This window comes from Nocardioides sp. NPDC057767, from assembly GCF_042798275.1.
Lineage (GTDB): Bacteria > Actinomycetota > Actinomycetes > Propionibacteriales > Nocardioidaceae > Nocardioides.
The window spans coordinates 89,454-112,641 of sequence record NZ_JBHVKJ010000011.1; the positions used below are offsets into that span (position 1 = coordinate 89,454).

Genomic DNA, 23,188 nt, shown 5'->3' on the forward strand with positions numbered 1-23,188 from the left:
GGCCTAGAGGTGGTGCTTGTAGCTGTCGAAGTCCGCGTCCGGCTCACCGGTCGGCGCGAAGTGGCTGATGTTCTCGATGCTGGTGCCCCACTCCTCGCGTGGCTTCCACACCGCCTTTACCCGCATCCCCATCCGGACCTCCTCGGCCGGGACCTCCAGGATCAGGTGCTGCAGCGCGATGTCGGCTCCGTCGAGGAGGACGTACGCGGAGACGTACGGCGGCTTGATCCGCTGCCCCAGGAACGGGACGTTCACGACACAGAAGGTGGTCACCGTCCCGACGTGGGAGAGCTCGACCTCCTCCGAGGTGGGCACGCCGTCGGTCGGGCAGGCGCCGCGCGGCGGGACGTAGACCTTCCTGCACTTCGGGCACCGCTGGCCCAGGATCCGGCCCTCGGCCAGGCCGCGGAAGAACGAGGACTCCTCCGGCGAGGCCGCGTAGCGGTAGTCGAGGCTGACCGGGGTGACGATCAGGCTGACATCCTCGGTGCCTCCCACGGGCGTGCCCGTCTCAGGCGCGTTGCCGGCATCGGCCACGAAGACCAGGTCGGTGACCGCCCCGGTGCGTTCCTCGGCCCAGCGCGCGCGGACCTTCATCCCGGTCTCGATGTCGTCGGGGGAGGCGACCTCGACCGCGTGCAGCCACGGGGTGTCGGCGCCGTCGATGGTGATCAGCGCGAACGCGAACGGCTTCTGGAACGGCTGACCGGCGACGGGCTCGCTGACCCAGGTCCACGACGTGACCGTGCCGGTGTCGGGGAGCTCGACGAACTCGGTCACGGCCTGGTGCGTGACCGGGTCGTACTCGGGTGGTGGGACGGCCACTCGACCGTCACCGAGGCGTCCGCCCACGATGGTGGCGTCCCTCAGTCCGGTCAGGAAGCGGCCGAGCACCGGGCCTGTGGATCTGGTGTAGTCGAAGGCCACCGTCACGGGTGCCTGCAAGGTGCGACTCATGATAGAAAGTGAAACACGTTCTAGTATTGGCCACAACCCGTACTCCCTGCCGAACGGCTACGGAGCCCACGGACGAAGGAGTCGATGAGAGTGAAGCTGGGGCTACAGCTGGGCTACTGGGGAGCACAGCCGCCGAGCGGGGTCGGCGAGCTCGTCGCCGCCGCAGAAGAGGCCGGGTTCGACGCGATCTTCACCGCCGAGGCGTGGGGGAGCGACGCCTTCACGCCGCTGGCCTGGTGGGGCCGGGAGACCTCCAGGGTCCGCCTCGGCACCTCGATCGTGCAGATGTCGGGACGTACGCCGACCTCGATCGCGATGCACGCGCTGACGCTCGACCATCTCTGCGGTGGTCGGTTCGTGCTCGGGCTCGGGGTGAGTGGCCCGCAGGTGGTCGAGGGGTGGTACGGCCAGCCGTTCGGCAAGCCGCTGGCCCGCACCCGCGAGGTCGTCTCGATCATCCGCAAGGTGCTCGCCCGGGAGGCGCCGGTGACGAATGCCGGCCCCCACTACCCGCTCCCGTTCACCGGGGAAGGGTCGGTCGGGCTCGGCAAGCCGCTCAAGCCGATCGTCCACCCGCTACGTGCCGACATCCCGATCTGGCTCGGCGCGGAGGGGCCCAAGAACGTAGCCCAGACCGCGGAGATCGCCGATGGCTGGATCCCGATCTTCTACACGCCCCGGTCCGCTCCGATGTACGCAGACTGGCTGGCCGAAGGCTTCGCCCGGCCCGGCGCGCGGCGCACCGCCGACGACTTCGAGATCGCCGCGACCTGCCATCTCCAGATCGTCGCGGACGCGGAGGAGAAGAAGGCGGCGCTCGAGGCGATGAAGCCGTTCGCGGCCCTCTACATGGGTGGGATGGGCGCCAAGGAGCAGAACTTCCACAACCAGGTCTTCGAGCGGATGGGCTACGCCGAGCTCGCCGGCCAGGTCCAGGCGCTCTACCTGACCGGTGAGAAGGAGAAGGCGACCGCGCTCATCCCCGACGAGCTCGTCGACGACCTGCACATCATCGGCACCGAGGGTGAGGTACGCGACAAGGTCGCCCAGTGGGAGGAGACCGGTGTGACCACGCTGCTGCTGAGCCTCGGCTCGGCCGCCGATGTCCGCCGGATCGCCGAGGTGCTCGGGTGACGGCGGCGCGCCTCTCGCGGGCGGTCCGCTGATGGCGGTCTACGCCGTCACGGGGTCTGCCTCGGGCATGGGCGCCGCGGTGGTCGAACGGCTCGTCGACGCGGGCCACCGGGTCGTGACCGTCGATCTGCGCGACGCCGATGTGGTCGCGGACCTGTCGACCTCGGAGGGCCGCCGCGACGCCGTCGAGAAGGTGCTGGCAGCGGTCGGCGGCCGGCTCGACGGCGCCGTCCTCGCTGCCGGGCTCGGACCGGCCCCGGGGCGCGAGCGGCCCACGCTGATCACCCAGGTCAACTACGTCGGCGTCGTCGAGCTGCTGGAGGGCTGGCGCGAGGCGCTGGCGGCCGCCGGAGACGCCAAGGTCGTGGTCTTCTCCAGCAACTCGACCACGACGATGCCGCTGGTCCCGGGCCGGGCGGTCGCCGCGCTGCTCGCCGGCGATGCGGAGCGGGCGGTGAAGGCGTACCGGGTCTTCGGGAGGAACGCGCCCGCGATGGCCTACGGCGCCTCGAAGGTGGCCGTGACCCGCTGGCTGCGGCGGCGTGCGGTCGAGCCGGACTGGATCGGTGCCGGGATCCGGCTCAACGCGATCGCGCCCGGCGCGGTGCTGACGCCGCTGCTGGAGAAGCAGCTGGCCACGCCGAGCGAGGCGAAGGCGATCCGGTCGTTCCCGGTCCCGGCGGGCGGCTACGGCGACCCGGGCCTGCTCGCCGACTGGGTGATCCACATGCTGAGCCCGGCCGCGGACTTCATGGTCGGCAGCGTGGTCGTGGTCGACGGCGGCAGCGACGCCTGGTTCCGGGCCGACGACTGGCCGCGGCCGGTGCCCGGCCGGCGGCTGCGGGGCTATCTGCGCAGGATGCGCGAGTTCAGGAAGGAACGTCGATGACCGACCCGCTCGCTCCCGCGACCCTGGGCCCGGTGACGCTGCGCAACCGGGTGATCAAGGCGGCGACCTTCGAGGGCGCATCACCGGGCGCGCTGGTCTCGGACCGGCTGATCGACTACCACCTCGCCGTGGCCGAGGGTGGCGTCGGGATGACCACGGTCGCCTATCTCGCGGTGGCCCCGGAGGGACGTACGCATGCCGACTGCATCTACTGGCGGCCGGAGGCCCTCGCTGGGCTGCGGCGGCTGACCGAGGAGATCCACAAGACCGGCGCCAAGGTCTCGGCCCAGATCGGCCACGCCGGACCTGTGGCGAACGCGAAGTCCAACGGCGCCGCCTCGCTGGCGCCGGCGCGGTCGTTCAACGCACTCGGGATGGCCTTCAACCGCGCCGCGACCGCCGAGGACCTCGCCCGGGTCGTCGAGCAGCACGGGGCGGCCGCGCGGATGGCGGTCGAGACCGGCTTCGACGCGATCGAGGTCCATCTCGGCCACAACTACCTGCCCAGCTCGTTCCTCAGCCCGCGCCTCAACCCGCGCACCGACGAGTTCGGCGGATCGCTGGCCAACCGGGCCTCCTTCCCACGCCGGATCCTGGCCGCGGTCCGGGAGGCGGTCGGGGGCCAGGTCGCCGTGCTCGCCAAGATGAACATGCGCGACGGCTACCGCGGCGGGTTCGACCGGCCGGAGTCGGTCGAGTTCGCGCGGCTGCTGGAGGCCGACGGACACCTGGACGCGCTCGAGCTCACCGGCGGCTCCTCGTTCATGAACCCGATGTACCTCTTCCGCGGCGACGCCCCCTACCGGGAGATGGCCGCCAACATGCCGCTGCACCCGGTGATCAGGATGGGGATGCGGATGGTGGGGAAGGGCTTCTTCAAGGAGTACCCCTACAAGCGGCTCTACTTCCTCGACAACGCCCGCGAGTTCCGCCGCGCGCTCACGATGCCGCTCGTGCTCCTCGGCGGGGTCACCGACCTCACCGGGATGCGGACCGCGATGGACGAGGGCTTCGAGTACGTCGCGATGGCCCGCGCACTCCTACGGGAGCCGGACCTGGTCAACCGCCTGCGGGAGGACCCGACAGCGGTGTCGCGATGCACCCACTGCAACCTGTGCATGTCGACCATCTACCCGGGGACCCACTGCCACCTCGACGACGAGCACGTCTACGGTGAAGCTCACCCCATCCTGCTGCCCCCATCGTGAACGCGAGGACCGAGATGTCGATGCACTACGGACGTGCCCACCACCCGAAGGCTCCTCCCGGCTACGTCCACGACGACATGACCGACGCCGAGATCAAGGAGCGGGAGGCCGCCCTGGTCCCGCTGACCGACTCGGTGCGCGGGCTCGTCGACGCCGTGGTGCGCACCCAGGTCCCGGACGCGGTCCTCGACGACGTACGCCGCCGGGTCGAGGCGCTGACCGAGGAGCTGCTCGCCGAGGCGCTGCCGGGTCCGCACGGGGTCCGGTTCGGGGCGGACGGCGGCTTCCGCAACTACGGCAACCCGGTGGTCGGGAAGGGCAACGCCTTCGCCCCGCCGCTGGTGGTCCGGCGCGACGGCGAGGACGTCTGGGCCGACTTCGAGCTCGGCCCGGCCTACGAGGGCCCGCCGGGGCTCGTTCACGGTGGCGTCTCCGCGCTGATCCTGGACCAGCTGCTCGGCGAGGCCGCGTCGGCGGGCGGCCGGCCCGGGATGACCGGCACCCTGACGATCGTCTACCGGCACGGCACCCCGCTGGGTCCGCTCCGCGGCGAGGCGCGGATCGAGTCGACCGAGGGTGTGAAGGCGACCGTACGCGGCCGGCTGCTGACCCGTCCGGACGACGGCTCCGAGCCGACGCTGTGCGTCGAGGCCGAGGGGATCTTCATCCTGCCCCGTTGGGCCCGCGAGGCGATGGCCGATGCCGACCGGGAACACGTCGGCGACGCCTAGACTCTAGAACACGTTCTAGGTTCACGGTATGGTGCGGGACATGGATACCAGCCGCATCGGTCCCCACAACGGTCATCTGATGGTCTCGGCGCTGGAGCGCCACAAGCACCGTCCGATCATGATGGTCTCGACAGGCTCGACCACCGATGCTCCGGTGAGTCTGACCGGGGCGGAGGTGGCGGCCCGGATCAGCCAGTACGTCCAGGCCTTCGAGGCGCTCGGCGCCGGCACCGGCTCCGCGACCGCGCTGCTCGCGCTCAACCGTCCCGAGGTGCTCTTCATCCTCGGCGCCGGCCAGACCCAGGGATTCCAGCGCACCTCGCTGCACCCGCTGGGCAGCGCCGAGGACCAGGCGTACGTGATCAACGACGCCGGGATCACCGGCATCGTCATCGACCCTTACTTCGCCGACCGAGCGGTCGAGCTGCTCGAGCTGTGCCCGGGCCTCAAGCAGGTGCTGACCATCGGCCCGGTGCCGCCGCAGCTGGCCGAGGTGGGGGTCGACCTGGTCGCCGCGGCCGCGACGTATCCGGTCGAGCCGTTGAGCGCGCGGCTGCTCCCGCCCGACCACGTCACCTCGATCACCTACACCGGTGGGACGACCGGCAAGCCCAAGGGTGTCGTCGGCCTGGCCGGTTCGTTCGCGACGATGACCCAGGTGCAGCTCTCCGAGTGGGAGTGGCCCGAGGCGCCGCGCTTCCTGATGTGCACGCCCCTCTCGCACGCCGGGGCCGCCTTCTTCGTGCCGGTCGTGATCAAGGGTGGCACGCTCTTCGTGCTGCCGAGGTTCGACCCGGCCGAGGTGCTCGCGACCATCGAGCGCGAGCGCATCTCCTCGCTCATGGTGGTGCCGACGATGCTCTACGCGCTCCTGGACCACCCCGACTCACGCACCCGTGACCTGTCCTCGCTCGAGACCGTCTACTACGGCGCCTCCGCGATCAACCCCGTGCGCCTGGCCGAGGCGATCGAGCGGTTCGGGCCGATCTTCGCGCAGTACTACGGCCAGTCCGAGGCTCCGATGGCGATCACCTACTTCGCCAAGACCGACCACGTCGACGCCGACGGCAGGCCGATCACCCACCGACTCACCTCCTGCGGCCGCCCCTCGGCGCTGGTGCGTACGGCCCTGATCGGTCCCGACGGCACCCCGGTCGCACCCGGCGAGCCGGGCGAGATCTGCGTCGCCGGACCCCTGCTCTCCGGCGGCTACTGGCAGCTGCCCGAGATCACCGCCGAGACCTTCCGGGACGGCTGGATGCACACCGGTGACGTCGCCCGCGAGGACGAGGACGGCTTCTGGTACATCGTCGACCGCACCAAGGACATGATCGTCACCGGCGGCTTCAACGTCTTCCCCCGCGAGGTCGAGGACGTCATCGCGACTCATCCGGCCGTCGCCCAGGTGGCCGTCATCGGCACCCCTCACGAGAAGTTCGGCGAGGCCGTGACCGCCGTCGTCGTACGTCCCGGCGCGGCCCTCACCGACGAGGTCGTCGCCGAGATCCAGGCGCTGGTCAAGGAGCGGAAGGGCTCGGTCCAGGCGCCGAAGTCGGTGATCGAGGTCGACGAGATCCCGATGACCGCCCTCGGTAAGCCCGACAAGAAGGCCCTCCGGGCCCGCTTCTCCGGCTGAGGACCTCAGGCGTACCGCACCGCGTACCGGAGGTGGGTGACGCCGCGACCTTCCAGGCGACGGACGGGCTCGAGCTCGACCGGTCCGACCCCGTCGTCGGGGAAGAGTCGTCGCCCGGCGCCGAGGAGCACCGGCACCAGGTGGACCTCGATCTCGTCGAGCTGCTGGGCGGCGAGGAGCGACTGGGCGAGGCCGGCGCCGTGGGCCATCACGGCCCTGCCGCCGGCCGCCTCGCGTGCCTCCTCGGCGCACCGCTCGACGTCGGTGTAGTAGCGGGCGCTGCCCGGCGGCACGTCGTCGGGGCGATGGGTGAGCACGTGGATCGGCACGCCGTCGTGGTGGTCGCCGCCCCAGCGATCGGCGAGCTCGTACGTACGCCGCCCCGAGATCAGCGCTCCGGTGGCGAGGTACTCGCGGTAGACGTCGCCGTTCACGCCGGCGTCGTGCCTGTCGTCGAGCCAGTCGAAGATCCGCCCGCCGCCCCGCCCGAGGCCCTGGCCGTGGCGGTCGTCGGGGCCGGTGACGAACCCGTCCAGGGTCATGGACATGGTCAGTCGGATCGGTGTGCGTGAAGTCTCGGACATGGGAACCCTCCTGGGGTGGCGGTGAGGCGTGGCCGGTCGACCACGCTCACCAACACCACGATCGGGTTCTGCTCAATCAGACAGCCGGGACTCAGCGTCCCTTGAACTCCGGCTTGCGCTTCTCCAGGAAGGCCTTGGGGCCCTCCTTGGCGTCCTCGGAGGCGAAGACGGCGGCGCCGACCTTGGCATCGTCGGCCCAGCACTCCTCCTCGTGCTTCCCCTCGGAGTCGCGCATGGTGCGGAGGATGGCCTGGACCGCGAGCGGGCCGTTGGCGGCGATCATGTCGGCGAGCTCGTGGGCCTTCGCCAGGGCGGTGCCGTCGGGAACGACGTGCCCGATGAGGCCGAGCTCTTTGGCCTCGGGGGCCTTCAACGTACGTCCGGTCAGCAGCAGCTCGGCGGCGACGGTGTAGGGGATCTGGCGGGGGAGGCGGACCGCGGAGCCGCCCATCGGGTAGAGCGACCAGCGCGCCTCGGCGACGCCGAACTTGGCGGACTCGCCGGCCACCCGGATGTCGGTGCCCTGCAGGATCTCGGTGCCGCCGGCGATGGCGGGTCCCTCGACGGCTGCGATGAGCGGCTTGGTGAGCCGGAACCCCTTGAGCAGGCCCTTGAGCACCGTCGGGTCGAAGCCCTCCTCGAAGGATTCCGATGGCGGCTTCTCGTCGGCCGTCTTCAGGTCCATCCCGGCGCAGAAGTAGCCGCCGGCGCCGGTCAGGATGCAGACCCGGATCTCCGGGTCGGAGTTCACCCGGTCCCAGGCGTCCTCCATGATCCGCAGCATCTCGGAGGAGAGCGCATTGCGGCGCTCGGGACGGTTCATCGTGACGATGAGCTTGTGGCCGTCCTGCTCGACGATCGCGTGCGGCGTCTCGGCAGAAGATTCTGTGATCGGCATGACATCGACCCTAGCGGAAAACTGAAACGTGTTCTAGTCTCGCAGTCATGGCGCTGAACCTTGCTGACCTCTTCGAACACGCCGTCGACGCCGCGCCCGAGAAGGTGTCGGTCCAAGTCGGCGACCGCACAGTGACCTACGCCGAGCTCGAGCGTGAGTCCAACAAGCTGGCCCACTACCTGGCCGCCCAGGGGATCGGGAAGGGCGACCACGTCGGGCTCTACTCCAAGAACTCCGTCGAGCACGTCGTCGCCCTGCTCGCGATCCTCAAGATCCGTGCCGTCGCGATCAACGTGAACTACCGCTACGTCGCCGGTGAGCTGGAGTACCTCTTCGAGAACGCCGACCTCAAGGCCCTCGTCCACGACCGCGTCTACGCGCCGCTGGTCGCCGAGGTCGCTCCGAAGCTGGAGGCACTGAAGACCTTCGTGGCGGTGCCCGACCCGCTCGAGCCCGGCGACGACTCCGACCTGAGCGCGTTCGGCGGCGTCACGCTGGAGGAGGCGCAGGCCGGCCAGTCCGACGCCCGCGACTTCGGCGAGCGCAGCCCCGACGACATCCACGTCATCTACACCGGCGGCACCACCGGGTTCCCCAAGGGCGTGATGTGGCGCCACGAGGACTTCTGGCGGGTGCTCGGCGGCGGTATCGACTTCATGACCGGTGTGCCGCTGGAGGAGTACGACCAGTCCAAGCAGGCCGCCGGCGACGGCCTCATCACGCTCCCGTTGAGCCCGCTGATGCACGGCGGCGCCCAGGCGAGCCTGCTCATGCACCTCTTCGCCGGCCAGGTGACGATCCTGGAGCCCAAGTTCGACCCGGTACGCACCTGGGAGATCGTCGACCGCGAGAAGGTCCAGATGATGTTCATGACCGGCGACGCGATGGCGGTGCCGCTCATCGACGCTTACGAGGCTGGCGGCTTCGACGGTCAGTCGCTGTTCGCCATCGCCTCCAGCGCCGCGATCTTCTCCAAGTCGGTCAAGGAGCGCTGGATGAAGGCGTTCCCGAACGCGGTCTTCACCGACTCGATCGGCTCGACCGAGACCGGCTTCCAGGGCACCGGCCTGCAGGATGCCTCCGCGCTCTCGACCGACGGGCCGGTGGTCACCGCTGGTGCGCACACCGCCGTGATCGGCGATGACGGCCACCCGCTCGACCTCGCCAAGGACGTCGGCAAGATCGGCCGCACCGCCCGCAAGGGTCACGTGCCGGTCGGCTACTACAAGGACCCCGAGAAGTCTGCGAAGACCTTCGTGGAGATCGACGGCGAGCGCTACGCGATCCCGGGCGACAACGCCCGGATCGAGGAGGGCAACCGTCTCACACTCCTGGGCCGCGGCTCGAACTGCATCAACACCGGTGGCGAGAAGGTCTACCCCGAGGAGGTCGAGGCGGCCATCAAGGCACACCCGGACGTCTACGACACGCTCGTCGTCGGCATCCCGGACGAGCGTTACGGCCAGGCGGTGGCCGCGGTCGTCGAGCCTCGACCGGGCGCGACGATCGAGCTCGAGGGGCTGCGTACGTTCCTGCGGGCGCACCTGTCCGGCTACAAGCTGCCCCGAGCCCTGACCATCGTCGACGAGGTGCCCCGCAACGCCACCGGCAAGGCCCAGTACCCCAAGGCCAAGGAGATCGCCCTGGCCAGCCAGGCGACCGAGCAGGACTCCGAAGGAGCAACAGCATGATCCGTACGCCATTGTGCGAGGCATTCGGGATCGACTACCCGATCTTCGCCTTCACCCCCTCCGAGCACGTGGCCGCGGAGGTCTCCAAGGCCGGCGGGCTGGGCGTGCTGGGCTGCGTACGCTTCAACGACGCCGAGGAGCTCGACCGCACCCTCACCTGGATGGACGAGAACACCGAGGGGAAGCCCTACGGCGTCGACGTGGTCATGCCGATGAAGGTGCCGACCGAGGGCACCTCGACCGACCTGTCCGCCTACATCCCGGCAGAGCACACCGAGTGGGTCGACAAGACGCTGCTCTCGCTCGGCGTCCCGCCGCTGCCCGAGGGGGAGGGGCGTGAGGGTGTGCTGGGTTGGCTGCACTCGACGGCCCGCTCGCACGTCGACGTCGCGCTGCAGCACCGGCCGGTGCTGATCGCCAACGCGCTCGGCACCCCTCCCAACGACGTGATCGAGAAGGCGCACGAGCACGGGATCAAGGTCGCCGCGCTCGCGGGCGCCCCGAAGCATGCGGTCTCGCACGTCTCCAACGGCGTCGACATCATCGTCGCCCAGGGCTACGAGGCCGGTGGGCACACCGGCGAGATCGCCTCGATGGTGCTCCAGCCCGACATCGTCGACGCGGTCGGGCCCGACGTGCCGGTGCTGGGGGCCGGCGGGATCGGGTCGGGCCGGCAGATCGCCGCCTCGCTCGCGCTCGGCGCGCAGGGCGTGTGGACCGGCTCCATCTGGCTCGGGACGTCGGAGTACCGCAACCTCAACACCCACGCCGGCTGGGAGACCGCCTTCACCCGCGCGACCTCGGCCGACACCCGGCGGATGCGGATCTACACCGGCAAGCCCGCGCGGCTGCTGAAGTCGAAGTGGACCGACGCCTGGGAGGCCGAGGGCTCGCCCGCACCGTTGCCGATGCCGCTGCAGAACCTGCTCGTCTCCGACGCCCACAACCGCATCAACGCGGCGGGGGACCCTGATGTCGTCGCGATGCCGGTCGGTCAGATCGTCGGCCGGATGAACGAGGTGCGTACGGTCGCAGAGGTCATGGCCGACCTGATCGCCGAGTTCGAGGCGACCGTCAAGCGGCTGGACGCGATCTCCGAGGGGTAGCGGAACCCGCAGTAGAAGCCTCAGAGGCGTCGGCTCGAACGAGCCGGCGCCTCTTTTGTACGCCCAGATGTCCGTTCGCCCTACGGCGAAGCACTATCGCACAGCCTGGTTGCTGCCGCCGCTATCGCACGCACAACCCGCCACGAGGAGCGAGAGGCTGACAGGATGGGGCAGGTGACGATCTCGAGCTACGTACGTGACGGACTCACCTTCGACGTGATCGACTCGGGCCCCGCCGACGGCGACCCGGTCGTGCTCCTACACGGGTTCCCGGAGCGGGCGACCTGCTGGCGCGAGGTGTCGCCGATCCTGCACGAGGCCGGCTTCCGCACCCTCGCGCCGGACCAGCGTGGCTACTCGCCGGGTGCCCGGCCGCGCACCCGCCTCGGCTACGGCGCCGGCGAGCTGGTCGAGGACGTGGTCGCGCTGATCGACCAGATCGGCCGTCCGGTCCACCTGGCCGGGCACGACTGGGGGAGTGCGGTCGGCTGGGGAGTGGCGGCCAAGCGGCCCGACCTGGTCCGGAGCTGGACCGCGATGTCGGTACCGCATCCGGTCCCGTTCGCGCGGTCGATGAAGGGCCCGCAGCGACGAAAGTCGGCCTACATGGCCTACTTCAACATCCCGTTCCTCCCCGAGCTGGTCTCCGGGCGCGGCGGCCGGATGGAGCGGATGATGCGGGGGAGCGGCTGGGCCGACGACGACATCGAGCGCTTCCGCGAGGAGATCGTCGACTACGGCGCGCTCCCGGGAGGCCTGGGCTGGTACCGCGCCCTCTTCCTGGCCCCCCGCGTCGGCCGGGTCTCGGTCCCGACGACCATGCTCTGGAGCGACCGCGACGTCGCGATCGGCCGCACCGCGCTGGAGGGCAACGAGAGCTCCGTCACCGGCCCCTACGAGTTCATCGAGCTCACCGGCGTCAGCCACTGGATCCCCACCAAGGCGCCCCAGGCGGCTGCCGACGCGATCCTCTCGACCATCGCGAGGGCGGATCGGCGTGAGTGAAGATCCGGGCCGGGTGGCGCGCCATGCGGCGGTGGCTGGTGTCGCCGCTGCGGCCGGTGCGTCGGCGGGGGTCGGGCTGATGAAGCTGCTGTTCTCGCCGGCCGTCACCTTCTTCGGTCGATTCGTCGAGGTGGAAGAGGCAGACACCGGATCCGTCGTGGGCGACGCGCTCACGGGCGGCTTCGGGGCGCTGGGGGCGGTGCTTGCCGCGGTCTTCTTAGCAGCCGTCGTGCTGCTCACCGTGGTGGTGGTGATGCCGTCGGCGGCGATGGGTCTGGCACTCGGAGCATCCGGTTTCGGCCGTGCCTGGCTGGCTGTCCTGATCGCCCTACCGCTCGCCGTGGTCGGATTCCTCGGTATCGGTCAGCTGCTGCCGGGTTCGGTCCCGTGGTGGTTCTGGCCGGCGATCACGGCGGTCGCGGGCGCGGCATCGGTCTGGCTCGCCGCCGCGGTCCCTACTCCGTCCCGCCGGCGGTCGGCGACGTCGGCCGGGGTGCGGTGTCGCGAGCCGTGATCGCTTCGCCGACACCCTGGATGGCCGTACGGATCATGTCGCCGTACGCCCCGGGTGGAAGTGCCGCCACGCGTTCCTCGGCCTTGCCGATCTGTTCAGCCGCGGCCGCGAAGGCGCCCAGCCGCCGGAGGTTGTCGGCGATGTTGAGGTGCAGGCTCGGGTAGAACCCGGCGACCTGCAGGCTCGCGTCGTGCTCCTGCGCCCGTTGGTCGGTGAGGGCCTCGGCGGCGCCACCATCGGGGATCTTGCCTGGTTTGTTGACGTCCATGTGCACCAGTTCGCCGGGCCGCTCACGCGCGTAGCGCACCATGGTCTTCTTCGAGGCCCGCAACAGCTCACCGGTGATCGAGTCCAGATCGCACAAGAGCGGCACGGCATGACGGGCCAGCACCCGAGACACGGTCCGCGGCGAGATGTTCAGCTCGACCGCGACCCAGTCACGGCCGCGACGCTCGCGGGCACGAGTGCGGTCGCGACGAACGATCAACCAGGCCGGCCTCGCCCTCGGCCTCGAGCCGGCCGATCCATTTCGCGACACAGCGACGCGAGATTCCCGTCGCCGTGGCGATATGCGCCCGGGGCCAACCAGCACGGTGACGATGAATGATCAGCAACCTGCCGTGAAACGTGGTGCGAGCGTTACGGTGGGATACGAGCGCCTCCTGGGCGGCGTGAATCTCGACAATCCACACCTCACCCGGAGGCTCTCTCCACGTCAACGACCTGCTACCGACCTCATGGCCGGGTACATCTAGCGGGGCGGGCTGTTCAGTACTTCCGCGACCAGTTGAGTGTCCATGTACTCGGTGATCTCGCGGATCCGGCCATCCTCGAATCGAAACACGAAGCAATACTTGTTGTCGTAGCGCGGGCCGGCTTTCGTTGTCACGCGGCCCTCCGCCTCGACCACCACGATGTCGTCCTCGGCGACGAACCGGCTCGCGGTGTTCGTGTACGTGTCGGCGAACTGCGCGCCCAACGGCCCGAGCAGGTCTCGACGAACGGCGTCCTTGCCGGTGAAGCTGCCCGCCCAGCTGTTGTGTCCGCTGACCGTCCAAACCACGTCGTCATCCATGGCGGCGAGCAACAGGCGGATGTCGCCGCCGGCCCAGGCGTCGAACGCCTCGCGCAGGAGTTGCTTGTTCTCGGCTGTGCTCATGTGTCCTCCTGGGGTTCGGGAGACACCGTAGACCGCTCGCGGTTTCATGAAGGCTGCTTCGACAGACTCCGGCACGGGCGTGGGCCCGCGACGAGATCAGACGGGCGGCCGATCCGCAGCGTCTGCTGGGTCACCCGGTCAGCGATGAACTCGAAGCGCTTCTCGATGGGGAAATAGCGGTGAGGTTCGACGCCGAACTGGAGGCGGTGCGGCGAAGCTGTGTGCGGCGTCGGGACGGCACACCGAGTTCGAGGCCGAACACGTCCTCCCGTCGCCGCAGCGAGATGTGCTCGCTTCCAGCCTGATTGGTGGCGTCGAACGATCAGCCGGACTCGCCGCACCAACGTCCTGGCTGGGTACAGCCAGTGGCCCCAGGCGGTGGTCTATGTGCGTCTGGCGAAGCGGATGTCGCCGTTGGGTAGGCGTTCGTGGAGGTAGGTGGGGTCGTGGGCGCGGTGGTGGTGATGGGAGCAGAGGAGGGCGGCGTTGTCGAGGTCGGTGGCACCGCCTTGGGCCCAGGCGATCCAGTGGTGGGCTTCGGCCCAGGTGCCGGGGATGTCGCAGCCTTCGGCCTCGCAGGTGGCGGTGCGGAGGAGGAGGGCTCGGCGTTGGGCTGCGGTGAAGAGGCGTTGTTTGCGGCCGAGGTCGAGGATCTCGGAGTTGCCGCCGAGGACGGCGGGGATGATGTTCGCGGTGCAGGCCAGCCGCCGAGCCTCGGCGGCGGTGATCGGGGTGCCGCCGAGGACCTGGGCGATGCCGGCTTCTGTGCGGAGCTGGTCGAGGTCGATGGTGACGATCACGGTGGTGGCGTCGCCGCTGTGGATGGGCAGCCGGGCGGGGTCGAGGGTCTCGAGCAGCTGGCACAACGCGCGACCCAGCCGACGGCCATAAGGAAGAAACTCACCCGTGTCGGTGCGGGTGCCGTCCTCGCGCCGGGGTGAGGCGAAGGCTTCCAGGGTGGTCGCGAGCCGGTCCGCTGCTGCGTCCGGGACCACGGCTGAGATGCGGGTGGTGCCATCGCCGAGGCGGCGCATGGCCAGGCGGGTCTTCTTGCGGGCGTGTGTTTCTTCGGCGGCGAGGCGTCGGGCTTCCTCGGCCTCGGCGATCTCGGGGGCGATGACCTCGAGGATGCGACGCCCGAGACGACGCAGCTGGACCGGGTCGAACTGGCGCGCGTAGGCGACTAGGGCCTCCTCGGCCTTCGTCTTCATCTCGACATCGAGATCAGCGGGGAGGTCGTCGAGGGCGTTGACGATGACGTGGGCTTGGGCGGGGTTGCAGGCACCGGCTCGCATCGCCGCGGCGACCAGGGCGTAGGTCCGGTCCAGTGCGGTAGCGAGGTGGAGGTCGGCCCGCAGGCTCTCGGGGCGCTGGTGGGTGTGGTGGTGCAGCCAGGCCGCCACATCCCGTGCGGCCGACTCCGCGGCGACGTCATCGGCAGCTGCGATCACCCGGAGTTCGAGCTCGGCCAGCTGGGCCTTGGCCCGGGCGATCTCGACCAGGGTGGCGGCCTTCTGGTCGGTGGCCATGAACGACGGGTTCGCATCGGCGACCCGATCAAGGGCGCCGGTGATCGTGACCACCGCCTCCAGCACGGGGTGTGGGGGTTGTTGCAGCGTGGTCATCGAACCGTCACCTCCCGACGTACGAACTCAAGGATCTGCACACGCAGATCCGTCTGGTTCGCTGGTCTTGGAGGCCCGGCAGTACGGGCTATTACTTACCCTCGCAGCTCGGCGCTCACGCCCCTGGTTCCCCTGGATTACCCACCTTCTTCGGGGTGGGCACGCCTCTTTCGAGGTGGTCGGCCATCACGTTTACGCCTACGCCGATCCTATCAGACAAAGCAAGATCAGGCGAACCCAGTTCATCTGAACCCGATCAGGGACAGGTATCCCCATCCAAAACCCGAACCGTTGCTGGGACCCAGACAAGTCAGGCAAATGGCACCCAACCCAGACACCCTGGCCTGTAAATCTCCCAACCCGAACAACGTATTGGCCCCACCCGCGCTGGAACCCAGATGCGAGACCAAAGAGACACACCCCAACCCTCCCCACCCGATCGCGGCCAGCGAACCGCGCGCCCCGACACGCCAAGGCCCACCGCCGCCCGCCAAGAGCCGAGGAGCCCCACGGCCGCAGCGGCAACGAGAACGCCCCCAGACGACCCGCCCCGCGTGCGGCACGAAGTATCGGGCGAGAAAGCGCGGCGAGCGGCGCGCGCCGCTCCAGCAGGGGAGGGAGCCCAGCGTCAGACCGCGATGGCGGCGAGCACGCCAGCGATCGCGAACACGAGCCCGATGGCGAAGACGGTCATCGCGGCGGAGTCGAGGCGGAAGTCGTTGCCGATGTCGTTGCCGATGTCGGTCAGGCCGGCGTCTCCGTCCGCAACAGCACTCCCGATAGATCGACGCGCTATCGCACATCCTGGTTGCTTGCCGCGATACCGCACAGACAACCGCCGCGAGAACAGGGGCTCCGGCGATCGCCGGAGCCCCTCTGAGATCTGCTCGAGGTCAGGACGCCGCGAACGCGCGCCCGATCCGCAGAGCCTGCTCGGTGGCACCTCCGAAGACGAACTCGAAGCGCTTGGCGGTGGTGAAGTAGCGATGCGCCTCGCCGTCGAGGTCGATGCCGACGCCGCCGTGGACATGGACGGTCGTGTGGGCCAGGCGATGGGCCGCGTCGGCCGCCCAGAGCTTGGCCACCGCGACCTGGTCGGCGGCGGGCAGCCCGGAGGAGACCCGCCAGACGGCCTGCCAGAGGGTGAGCCGCTGGGCCAGTACGTCGATGAACCCGTCCGCGAGCCGCTGGGAGACGGCCTGGAAGGTGCCGATGGCGCGGCCGAACTGCTCCCGGGTCTTGGCGTAGGACGAGGTGAGTGCGAGCGCGCCCTCGGTGACGCCCAGCAGCTCGGCGGCGGCAGCGACGGTCAGCAGCTCACCGAGGCGGGCAGCGGTGGAGGCGTCGCCGATCCGTCGAGCCGGGGCGGACGCGAACGAGACGAGCGCCGTGACGTCGCCGTCACTGGTGTGCTGCGCACGGCGGTCGACGCCCTCGGCTGAGGCCTCGACCAGGAAGACCCCGGTGGTGCCGTCCGGTGCCGAGGCGGTGACGAGGAACGCATCGGCGATCATCCCCGCCCTGACCAGCGTCTTCACGCCCGTGATCGTGTCGCCCGTGGCGATGACGATGGGGGAGTCGGGCAGATGGGAGTGCTCCTCGGCGACCGCGGCACACAGCACGCGAGACCCGTCGGCAACGCCGGTCAGCGCATTCGCAGCGGTCTCCGCGAGGAGCAGCCCGCAGGGGCCGTGCACCGCGAGCGGCACCGGCGCGACGCGTCGCCCCGTCTCGACGAGCACGCGGCACAGCTCGACGAGCCCGAGCCCGGCACCGTCGTACGCCTCGGGCAGATGGAGCCCGAGGAGCCCGGCCTCGCCGAGGGCGGACCAGAGGGCGGCGTCGAAGCGACCGCGGTCGCCGGCGTCTGTCTCGACCGTACGTAGCCGGTCGAGCGAGGTGGCATCGCCGATGATCTTGGCCGCGAGCTCGGCCGCGTCGTCGGATTCGGTGGTGAAGGAGAAGTCCATGGTGTCTCGCAATCGACTGTGTTGGTCTCGACACGCTCGCTGGCGCTCGCGGCTCGACCGACGGGTGGATGGGTCAGCGCTTGGCGGCGGGGAGGCCGAGGCCCACGTAGCCGATGATGTCTCGCTGGATCTCGTTGGTGCCGCCGCCGAAGGTCATGACCAACGACGAGCGGTGGAACCGCTCGAGGCGGCCGGCGAGGACGGCGCCAGGGGAGTCGGCCGTCACTCCGGCGTGCGGGCCGACGATCTCCATGAGCGTGCGGTAGACCTCGGTGGCCAGCTCCGAGCCGTACACCTTGGTCGCGGACGCCTCGGCCGGCGATAGCGCGACGCCGTGGTCGGCGTCGGAGGCGAGCTTCCAGTTGATCAGCGAGAGCGCCTCGATCCGCGCGTGCGCCCGACCCAACGCGACCTGCACCCACTCGGAGTCGATCACGCGGCTGCCGTCGGGCACGAGGGTGGTGCGTGCCCACTCCTCGACCAGCCCGAGCGAGTGCACCAGCGGCGCCGCCGAGGTGAGCGCGACCCGCTCGTGGTTGAGCTGGTTGGTCATCAGCGCCCAGCCCCCTCCGCGCGAGGAGACGAGGTTCGAGGCCGGCACGCGCACGTCGGAGTAGTAGGTCGCCGAGGTGCCGACGCCGGCGACGGTCTGGACCGGCGTATAGGAGAAACCCGAGGACGACGTCGGCACCAGGATCATCGACAGCCCCTTGTGACGTGACGCCTCCGGCTCGGTCCGGCAGGCGAGCCAGATCCAGTCCGCATACTGGATCAGCGAGGTCCACATCTTCTGGCCGTTGATCACCCACTCGCCGGTGCCTTCGTCGAGAACGGCGCGTGTCTGCAGCGAGGCGAGGTCGGTCCCCGACCCCGGCTCGGAGTAGCCGATCGAGAAGTGCAGCTCGCCGGCGAGGATCTTCGGCAGGAAGTACGCCTTCTGCTCCTCGGTCCCGAACCGCATGATCGTCGGGCCGACCGTGTTGAGCGTGAGATAGGGGATCGGCACCCCCGCCACGGCGGCGGCATCGGTGAAGATCAGCTGCTCCACCATGGAGCGGTCCTGGCCGCCGTACTCCTTCGGCCAGCCGATCCCGAGCCATCCGTCCGCGCCGATCTGCCGGATGGTCGAGAGGTAGACCTCCTTGTCGGCCTCGTCGCCGAACTCGCCAGACGCTCGCGCGAGCGCCGCGCGGCGCTCCGGCGTGACCAACTGGGCGAAATAGGAGTTGAGCTCTGAGCGAAGTTGCTCCTGGGCGGGTGTCAAGGCCACATGCATGTGATAAAACTAGAACAGGTTCTACGTTTTGAATAGGGCCCAGCGAACAGACCAGCGGAAGGTACGACCATGGCCGACCCCACCACCCAGACCCGCACGCTCGACCACGGCTCCCAGCCGGAGCGCTTCGCGCGCGGTTGGCACTGCCTGGGCCTGGCCAGCGAGTTCAAGGACGGCAAGCCGCACGCGGTCGAGGCGTTCGGCGGCAAGCTGGTCGTGTGGGAGAACACCCAGGGCGAGCTGGGCGTGCTCGACGGCTACTGCCGCCACATGGGCGGCGACCTCACCCAGGGGACCGTGAAGGGTGACGAGATCGGCTGCCCGTTCCACGACTGGCGCTGGGGCGCCGACGGCCGCTGCAAGCAGATCCCCTACGCCCGCCGGGTCCCGTTGCGTGCCCGTACGAAGGCGTACGAGACGGTGATCCGCAACGACTCACTGCTGATCTGGCACGACCCCGAGGGTTCGAAGGCCGACTACGACATCCTGCCGCCGGAGCTGCCCGACGTCAGCAACCGCGAGGTCTACACCGACTGGATCTGGAACACCGTCCCGATCAAGGGCAGCCACTGCCGCGAGCTGATCGACAACGTGGTCGACATGGCGCACTTCTACTACGTGCACTTCGCCTTCCCGACCGACTTCCGCAACGTCTTCGAGGACCACACCGCGACGCAGTACATGGCCTCGAAGGGGCGGCCGGACGTGGCCGGCGGCTACGGCGACGCCGACATGTTCCTGAAGTCCGAGGCGACCTACTACGGCCCCGCCTACATGATCAACTGGCTCGAGGTCGACTACAAAGGCTTCGTGACCGAGGTGATCCTGATCAACTGCCACATCCCGACCGGTCCGGACTCGTTCCTCCTGCAGTACGGCATCACCGTCAAGAAGCCCGAGGGCCTCGACGACAAGACCGCCAACTTCATCGGCAAGAAGTACGCCGACATGTTCGGCGACGGGTTCCTCCAGGACGTGGCGATCTGGGAGAACAAGGCGCCGGTGCAGAACCCGCTGCTGTGCGAGGAGGACGGCCCGGTCTACCAACTGCGCCGCTGGTACGAGCAGTTCTATGTCGACGTCGCCGACATCGAGCCGGAGATGCGTGCCCGCTTCGAGTTCGAGGTCGACACCACCAAGGCCAACGAGTTCTGGCACGAGGAGGTCGCCGAGAACCTCCGCCGGATCGAGGCAGAGAAGGCAGAGACCGCTGACGCCTCCGAGTCGAGTGACGCAGGGGTCAGTTGATGGCCTCGTTCGTCCCGACGTCGCAGGAGACCATCGAGGACCAGCGGCTCTACACCCAGGCCCGCCTGGTGGAGGTGGAGTGCCTCGACTGCCTCGCCCGCGTCGGGGTCAAGAAGAACAGCGAGCACCAGACCTCCGTCCAGTGGACGGCCGAGGCGCAGGCCCAGTGTCCGGATCTCGTACGCCGCAAGGCCGCCGCCGACGGCGCGCGGCTCGTCCACGCCCGCTGCCCTCGTCTGGCCGCGTCCATCGAAGCAGCCGTCGCCGACGGCCGGATCCAGATCGGAGCCGAGGATGGCTACTGACTCTTTCCTGCTGCCCGTCAGCGATGTCGTCAAGGAGACCGCCGAGGCGCACTCGATCGTCTTCGAGCTGCCCGAGGACGTGAAGCACGCCTTCCAGCCCAAGCCGGGCCAGTTCCTCACCGTCGCCGTGCCGAGCGACCGCGACGGTCTCGCGGCCCGCTGCTACTCGCTGTCCAGCGCTCCGGGCGACCCGCTCACGGTGACCGTCAAGCGCACCGTCGACGGCTACGCCTCCAACTGGATCTGTGACAACCTCCGTCCCGGTGACACGCTCCGCGTGCTCCCGCCGAGCGGGATCTTCACCCCCGCCGACATCGACGCCGACTTCCTGCTGTTCGCGGGCGGATCGGGCGTCACGCCGATCATCTCGATCGCCCGCACAGCTCTGCGGGAGGGCACCGGAAGGATCGTGGTCTTCTACGCCAACCGCGACGAGCGCTCGGTGATCTTCGCCGAGGAGTGGGCGCGGCTGGCCGCCGAGCATCCGGAACGGCTGCAGGTGGTGCACTGGCTCGAGTCGGTCCAGGGCCTGCCCACCGGCGAGCAGCTCAAGGCGTTCGCGGCCGACCACCTGACGTACGACGCCTTCGTCTGCGGTCCGGCGCCGTTCATGAAGGCGACGATCGCGGCGCTCAAGGAGCTGGAGTTCCCGCGGGCGCGGAGACACCAGGAGAAGTTCGCGTCCCTGGGCGGCAACCCGTTCGGGGATGTCGCCCCGGTCGAGGAGGCCGAGGCGGAGGTTGTCGACGGCGAGAGTGTGGCCCAGCAGCCGGTGACGCTGGAGATCGAGCTCGACGGCACCACGACGACCTACGACGACTGGGACCCGGGCACCCCGATGCTCGACTTCCTCGAGTCGAAGGGGGTCAAGGCGCCGTACTCCTGTCGCGAGGGGGAGTGCTCGGCCTGCGCCTTCCGGCTGCTCGAGGGCGAGGTGAAGATGGTGCGCAACGACGTGCTCGAGCAGGAGGACCTCGACGACGGGATCCGGCTGGGCTGTCAGTCGCTGCCGACCACCGACACCGTGCGCGGCACCTACTCCTGAGGGACTCGCGAGAGACACAGATCACCAACCGGTTGCCAGGTCGACGTGCCTGGCGCGATAGTGTCGCGCTGCCCGAACCACATCCCACCGGGTCATCCGCAGCGAATCAGAGCGGGTGGTCGGTGGGGCACAAGCGAGGTTTCCCCCCAACGTGTTCAATCGCAACTTCTACGCTGCCCAGGACGACCGACGGTTCGTCGTCGGCTATGCCCTCGACCTCGGTTTCAGGGTCTTCGACGCCTACTCGGCCCCCGGCCAGCCGCTGAGCGAGATCACCACGACGGCCTCGGCCTCGCTGCTCGCGGCCCGGCCTGCGTTCAAGCTCTACGCCCCCAACACCGGCCCCGAGCCGGTGATCACCCGGGTCGAGCTGGACGAGTCCGAGTTCGGTCCGTCGGCCTATGAGTACCAGTGCAGCGGGTGGGGCCTGATCAGCCTCAACTTCGGTGGGGTGGTCGGTCTCGGCGGGCTCGGCTGGAGCACCCTGACCACGATGGCCGAGGCCCGCGCGACCCGCTGGCACGCCGTCGAGCCGATCGGCCCCGCCCCCTCGGAGTGGAACTGGCCCGCCGTCGACGATGCGGCCGTCAAGATGTTCGAGGCGATCACCTCGATGGCCGGCACCGCCGTCGGCGACAGCCCGATCCTGGCGGCCGCGGGGCAGCTCATCAAGGACAAGGGTCTGCTCTACGAGTCCGGCGGCGGGCTGCACGCCCGACCCGGGCTCGGCTGACACCTGCCTCGGAGGTCGATACGCCAGGCGTATCAATGCCGCGTATATCGATACTTCACAACACCAGGTAGGCGCTCCTAGATTCTCGGGCATGGACGTCACCTGTGCAGCCAGCCTGATCCCGAGCCGCCTCGCGCCGGTGGCGTCGTGAACGCGGTCGAGGTGCACCATGTCGTCTCGGGCCGGGCCGATGGGCCCGTGGTGGTGCTGTCCAACTCGCTCGGCGCCACCCACGCGATGTGGGACGAGAACCTGCGCGATCTCGAGCGGCACTTCCGCGTGGTGCGCTACGACACCCGCGGACACGGAGGCTCGCCGGTCCCGCCCGGTCCGTACACGATCGACGACCTCGCCGACGACGTCGTCGCCCTCCTGGATCGCCTCGGCGTCGAGCGCGCTCACTTCGTCGGCCTCTCGCTCGGTGGCATGACCGGCATGCGGCTCGCCGCACGCAACCCCGACCGCGTCGACCGCCTCGTACTCCTGTGCACCGGCGCGCACCTCGCGCCGTCGTCCGCCTGGAGCGACCGCGCGGCCACGGTGCGTACGGACGGCAGCCGGGCCGTCGCGGAGGCGGTCATCGCCCGCTGGTTCACGCCGGGCTTCCTCCGAGCCAAGCCTGACGTGAAGGCGGCCTGCGAAGCGACCGTCGCGGCCACCCCGGACGAGGGGTACGCCGGTTGCTGCGAGGTCATCGCCGCCATGGACCTGCGCGCCGACCTCCCTGCGATCGCCGCGCCGACCCTGGCCATCGCCGGCGCCGACGACCCCGCCACACCTCCTGCGTATCTGAAGGAGATCGCCGAGACGGTCCAGGACGGCCGGCTTCTGGTGGTCCCCGACTCGGCGCACCTGGCCAACGCGGAGCAGCCCGAGACCATCACCCCGGCGATCATCGACCACCTCGAAGGACGCTGAGGGACACCGCGGCGGGATAACCCGATGCGGCGTTCGCGGACCCCCGTCAGGCGGTGCTCTACGACGTCTTCGACTCGTTCACCGATCGGCCGTCCGACCGGGCGACCAGCAGATAGCCGGCGCCGTCGGCGTCGACGGTCGTGGTCTCGACGGTCAGCCCGACCGTCTGCAGCTGAGCGACGAGCTCCTCGTAGCGGTAGGGCCAGAACGACAACCGCTCCGCGCACGTGTGGAGTGATCCGTCGGGCCTCACCTCGGTGACGGCGATCTCGAAGTGATGCTCCTGCTCCCAGTCCGGAGCGATCTGGGTGTGGTAGATAACCACCGCGTCGCGACCGTTGCGGCGGATCAGGTGATCGCGGACATCGATCCGGGAGCCACGAGCGCGCACGACCTCCCACATACGAGAGGTGAGCACGAGGCGCCCGCCCGGACGCAGCAGCTGTGCCATCGAGGCGAGCGCGGCCCCCACGCCCCGCACCCCCACCGCAGTGCCCCCGGCGTTTGCCAGGCCGAAACCCCCGGAGAATGAGGACCCCGCCCGAAGGTCGCAGAC

At 69.6% G+C, this 23,188-nt stretch carries 22 protein-coding genes and 2 pseudogenes; 14 read left to right on the plus strand and 10 right to left on the minus strand.

The features are described from left to right. Nucleotides 1-3: 3 nt before the first annotated feature. Nucleotides 4-957 carry a Zn-ribbon domain-containing OB-fold protein gene (locus ACFVDI_RS08135; protein ID WP_378902691.1) on the minus strand — a complete coding sequence of 318 codons (954 nt, stop codon included), beginning with the start codon at nt 955-957 and terminating at the stop codon, nt 4-6. A gap of 84 nt (nt 958-1,041) precedes the next feature. Between ACFVDI_RS08135 and ACFVDI_RS08140 the strand changes: the two genes are divergently transcribed. From ACFVDI_RS08140 to fadD8, 5 genes are read left to right on the plus strand one after another with little or no spacing between them, the layout of a single operon-like run. Further along, nucleotides 1,042-2,091, plus strand: coding sequence for an LLM class F420-dependent oxidoreductase (locus ACFVDI_RS08140; protein ID WP_378902694.1), 1,050 nt, complete (start codon nt 1,042-1,044; stop codon nt 2,089-2,091). A 31-nt stretch (nt 2,092-2,122) separates the two neighbouring features. Then, a complete protein-coding gene (locus tag ACFVDI_RS08145; protein ID WP_378902696.1) occupies nt 2,123-2,980 on the plus strand; it encodes an SDR family oxidoreductase in 858 nt (285 codons plus the stop codon). After that, nucleotides 2,977-4,188, plus strand: a complete 1,212-nt coding sequence (locus ACFVDI_RS08150; RefSeq protein WP_378902699.1) for an NADH:flavin oxidoreductase — start codon at nt 2,977-2,979, stop codon at nt 4,186-4,188. The genes ACFVDI_RS08145 and ACFVDI_RS08150 overlap by 4 nt, the downstream gene beginning before the upstream one ends. A 14-nt stretch (nt 4,189-4,202) precedes the next feature. Next, complete coding sequence (locus ACFVDI_RS08155) at nt 4,203-4,919, plus strand: PaaI family thioesterase (protein WP_378902702.1); 717 nt, start codon at nt 4,203-4,205, stop codon at nt 4,917-4,919. Between the two features lie 40 nt (nt 4,920-4,959). Further along, nucleotides 4,960-6,555, plus strand: a complete 1,596-nt coding sequence (fadD8, locus tag ACFVDI_RS08160) for a fatty-acid--CoA ligase FadD8 (RefSeq protein ID WP_378902705.1) — start codon at nt 4,960-4,962, stop codon at nt 6,553-6,555. Between the two features lie 5 nt (nt 6,556-6,560). On the opposite strand, the gene ACFVDI_RS08165 is transcribed toward fadD8, so the two are convergent. Continuing rightward, nucleotides 6,561-7,139, minus strand: a complete 579-nt coding sequence (locus ACFVDI_RS08165) for a dihydrofolate reductase family protein (protein ID WP_378902708.1) — start codon at nt 7,137-7,139, stop codon at nt 6,561-6,563. Nucleotides 7,140-7,230: 91 nt separating this feature from the next. Next, nucleotides 7,231-8,037, minus strand: a complete 807-nt coding sequence (locus ACFVDI_RS08170; protein ID WP_378902711.1) for a crotonase/enoyl-CoA hydratase family protein — start codon at nt 8,035-8,037, stop codon at nt 7,231-7,233. Nucleotides 8,038-8,084: 47 nt separating this feature from the next. Between ACFVDI_RS08170 and ACFVDI_RS08175 the strand changes: the two genes are divergently transcribed. From ACFVDI_RS08175 to ACFVDI_RS08190, 4 genes are all read left to right on the plus strand, one after another. Next, on the plus strand, nt 8,085-9,728 hold the full coding sequence (locus ACFVDI_RS08175; protein ID WP_378902714.1) for an acyl-CoA synthetase: 1,644 nt from the start codon (nt 8,085-8,087) through the stop codon (nt 9,726-9,728). Further along, entirely contained in the window at nt 9,725-10,834 is a 1,110-nt protein-coding gene (locus ACFVDI_RS08180; protein ID WP_378902717.1) for an NAD(P)H-dependent flavin oxidoreductase, read from the plus strand. The genes ACFVDI_RS08175 and ACFVDI_RS08180 overlap by 4 nt, the downstream gene beginning before the upstream one ends. A 174-nt stretch (nt 10,835-11,008) precedes the next feature. Further along, nucleotides 11,009-11,839: an alpha/beta fold hydrolase gene (locus ACFVDI_RS08185; RefSeq protein ID WP_378902720.1), complete on the plus strand. Its 831-nt coding sequence runs from the start codon at nt 11,009-11,011 to the stop codon at nt 11,837-11,839. Beyond that, nucleotides 11,832-12,353: a hypothetical protein gene (locus tag ACFVDI_RS08190; protein ID WP_378902723.1), complete on the plus strand. Its 522-nt coding sequence runs from the start codon at nt 11,832-11,834 to the stop codon at nt 12,351-12,353. The genes ACFVDI_RS08185 and ACFVDI_RS08190 overlap by 8 nt, the downstream gene beginning before the upstream one ends. Nucleotides 12,354-12,570: 217 nt before the next feature. On the opposite strand, the pseudogene ACFVDI_RS08195 reads toward ACFVDI_RS08190, so the two are convergent. From ACFVDI_RS08195 to ACFVDI_RS08220, 6 genes and pseudogenes are all read right to left on the minus strand, one after another. Then, nucleotides 12,571-13,030 (minus strand): annotated as a pseudogene (locus ACFVDI_RS08195) (helix-turn-helix domain-containing protein); the annotation flags it as partial. A 74-nt stretch (nt 13,031-13,104) separates the two neighbouring features. Further along, nucleotides 13,105-13,512 (minus strand): nuclear transport factor 2 family protein, encoded by a 408-nt coding sequence (locus ACFVDI_RS08200; RefSeq protein WP_378902726.1) that lies wholly within the window; start codon nt 13,510-13,512, stop codon nt 13,105-13,107. A gap of 383 nt (nt 13,513-13,895) precedes the next feature. Continuing rightward, nucleotides 13,896-15,137 (minus strand): DUF222 domain-containing protein, encoded by a 1,242-nt coding sequence (locus ACFVDI_RS08205; RefSeq protein ID WP_378902729.1) that lies wholly within the window; start codon nt 15,135-15,137, stop codon nt 13,896-13,898. A 628-nt stretch (nt 15,138-15,765) separates the two neighbouring features. After that, the gene (locus ACFVDI_RS08210) at nt 15,766-15,972 is read right to left on the minus strand and encodes a hypothetical protein (protein ID WP_378902732.1); all 207 of its coding nucleotides are present in this window, start codon (nt 15,970-15,972) and stop codon (nt 15,766-15,768) included. Between the two features lie 58 nt (nt 15,973-16,030). Next, on the minus strand, nt 16,031-17,107 hold the full coding sequence (locus tag ACFVDI_RS08215) for an acyl-CoA dehydrogenase family protein (RefSeq protein ID WP_378902735.1): 1,077 nt from the start codon (nt 17,105-17,107) through the stop codon (nt 16,031-16,033). 73 nt (nt 17,108-17,180) lie between these two features. After that, on the minus strand, nt 17,181-18,383 hold the full coding sequence (locus tag ACFVDI_RS08220; RefSeq protein ID WP_378902738.1) for an acyl-CoA dehydrogenase family protein: 1,203 nt from the start codon (nt 18,381-18,383) through the stop codon (nt 17,181-17,183). 69 nt (nt 18,384-18,452) lie between these two features. On the opposite strand from ACFVDI_RS08220, the gene ACFVDI_RS08225 reads away from it, so the two are divergent. The 5 genes from ACFVDI_RS08225 to pcaD all read left to right on the plus strand — a co-directional run bounded on the left by ACFVDI_RS08225 (nt 18,453) and on the right by pcaD (nt 22,632). Continuing rightward, complete coding sequence (locus ACFVDI_RS08225; protein WP_378902741.1) at nt 18,453-19,631, plus strand: Rieske 2Fe-2S domain-containing protein; 1,179 nt, start codon at nt 18,453-18,455, stop codon at nt 19,629-19,631. Beyond that, nucleotides 19,631-19,936: a hypothetical protein gene (locus tag ACFVDI_RS08230; RefSeq protein WP_008360072.1), complete on the plus strand. Its 306-nt coding sequence runs from the start codon at nt 19,631-19,633 to the stop codon at nt 19,934-19,936. Before ACFVDI_RS08225 ends, ACFVDI_RS08230 begins: the two co-directional genes overlap by 1 nt. Next, a complete protein-coding gene (locus tag ACFVDI_RS08235; RefSeq protein ID WP_378902745.1) occupies nt 19,926-20,981 on the plus strand; it encodes a 2Fe-2S iron-sulfur cluster-binding protein in 1,056 nt (351 codons plus the stop codon). The genes ACFVDI_RS08230 and ACFVDI_RS08235 overlap by 11 nt, the downstream gene beginning before the upstream one ends. Nucleotides 20,982-21,132: 151 nt before the next feature. Then, nucleotides 21,133-21,714, plus strand: coding sequence for a hypothetical protein (locus ACFVDI_RS08240; RefSeq protein WP_378902748.1), 582 nt, complete (start codon nt 21,133-21,135; stop codon nt 21,712-21,714). A gap of 147 nt (nt 21,715-21,861) precedes the next feature. Next, entirely contained in the window at nt 21,862-22,632 is a 771-nt protein-coding gene (gene pcaD / locus ACFVDI_RS08245; protein WP_378902751.1) for a 3-oxoadipate enol-lactonase, read from the plus strand. 58 nt (nt 22,633-22,690) lie between these two features. Here pcaD and ACFVDI_RS08250 read toward each other — a convergent pair. After that, nucleotides 22,691-23,188, minus strand: a pseudogene (locus tag ACFVDI_RS08250) (hypothetical protein); the annotation flags it as partial.

Coding starts and splice junctions, on each gene's coding strand:
- ACFVDI_RS08135 (WP_378902691.1), bottom strand. CDS start 957: ATGAGTCGCACCTTGCAGGCACCCGTGACGGTGGCCTTCGACTACACC.
- ACFVDI_RS08140 (WP_378902694.1), top strand. CDS start 1,042: ATGAGAGTGAAGCTGGGGCTACAGCTGGGCTACTGGGGAGCACAGCCG.
- ACFVDI_RS08145 (WP_378902696.1), top strand. CDS start 2,123: ATGGCGGTCTACGCCGTCACGGGGTCTGCCTCGGGCATGGGCGCCGCG.
- ACFVDI_RS08150 (WP_378902699.1), top strand. CDS start 2,977: ATGACCGACCCGCTCGCTCCCGCGACCCTGGGCCCGGTGACGCTGCGC.
- ACFVDI_RS08155 (WP_378902702.1), top strand. CDS start 4,203: ATGTCGATGCACTACGGACGTGCCCACCACCCGAAGGCTCCTCCCGGC.
- fadD8 (WP_378902705.1), top strand. CDS start 4,960: ATGGATACCAGCCGCATCGGTCCCCACAACGGTCATCTGATGGTCTCG.
- ACFVDI_RS08165 (WP_378902708.1), bottom strand. CDS start 7,139: ATGTCCGAGACTTCACGCACACCGATCCGACTGACCATGTCCATGACC.
- ACFVDI_RS08170 (WP_378902711.1), bottom strand. CDS start 8,037: ATGCCGATCACAGAATCTTCTGCCGAGACGCCGCACGCGATCGTCGAG.
- ACFVDI_RS08175 (WP_378902714.1), top strand. CDS start 8,085: ATGGCGCTGAACCTTGCTGACCTCTTCGAACACGCCGTCGACGCCGCG.
- ACFVDI_RS08180 (WP_378902717.1), top strand. CDS start 9,725: ATGATCCGTACGCCATTGTGCGAGGCATTCGGGATCGACTACCCGATC.
- ACFVDI_RS08200 (WP_378902726.1), bottom strand. CDS start 13,512: ATGAGCACAGCCGAGAACAAGCAACTCCTGCGCGAGGCGTTCGACGCC.
- ACFVDI_RS08205 (WP_378902729.1), bottom strand. CDS start 15,137: ATGACCACGCTGCAACAACCCCCACACCCCGTGCTGGAGGCGGTGGTC.
- ACFVDI_RS08215 (WP_378902735.1), bottom strand. CDS start 17,107: ATGGACTTCTCCTTCACCACCGAATCCGACGACGCGGCCGAGCTCGCG.
- ACFVDI_RS08220 (WP_378902738.1), bottom strand. CDS start 18,383: ATGCATGTGGCCTTGACACCCGCCCAGGAGCAACTTCGCTCAGAGCTC.
- ACFVDI_RS08225 (WP_378902741.1), top strand. CDS start 18,453: ATGGCCGACCCCACCACCCAGACCCGCACGCTCGACCACGGCTCCCAG.
- ACFVDI_RS08230 (WP_008360072.1), top strand. CDS start 19,631: ATGGCCTCGTTCGTCCCGACGTCGCAGGAGACCATCGAGGACCAGCGG.
- ACFVDI_RS08235 (WP_378902745.1), top strand. CDS start 19,926: ATGGCTACTGACTCTTTCCTGCTGCCCGTCAGCGATGTCGTCAAGGAG.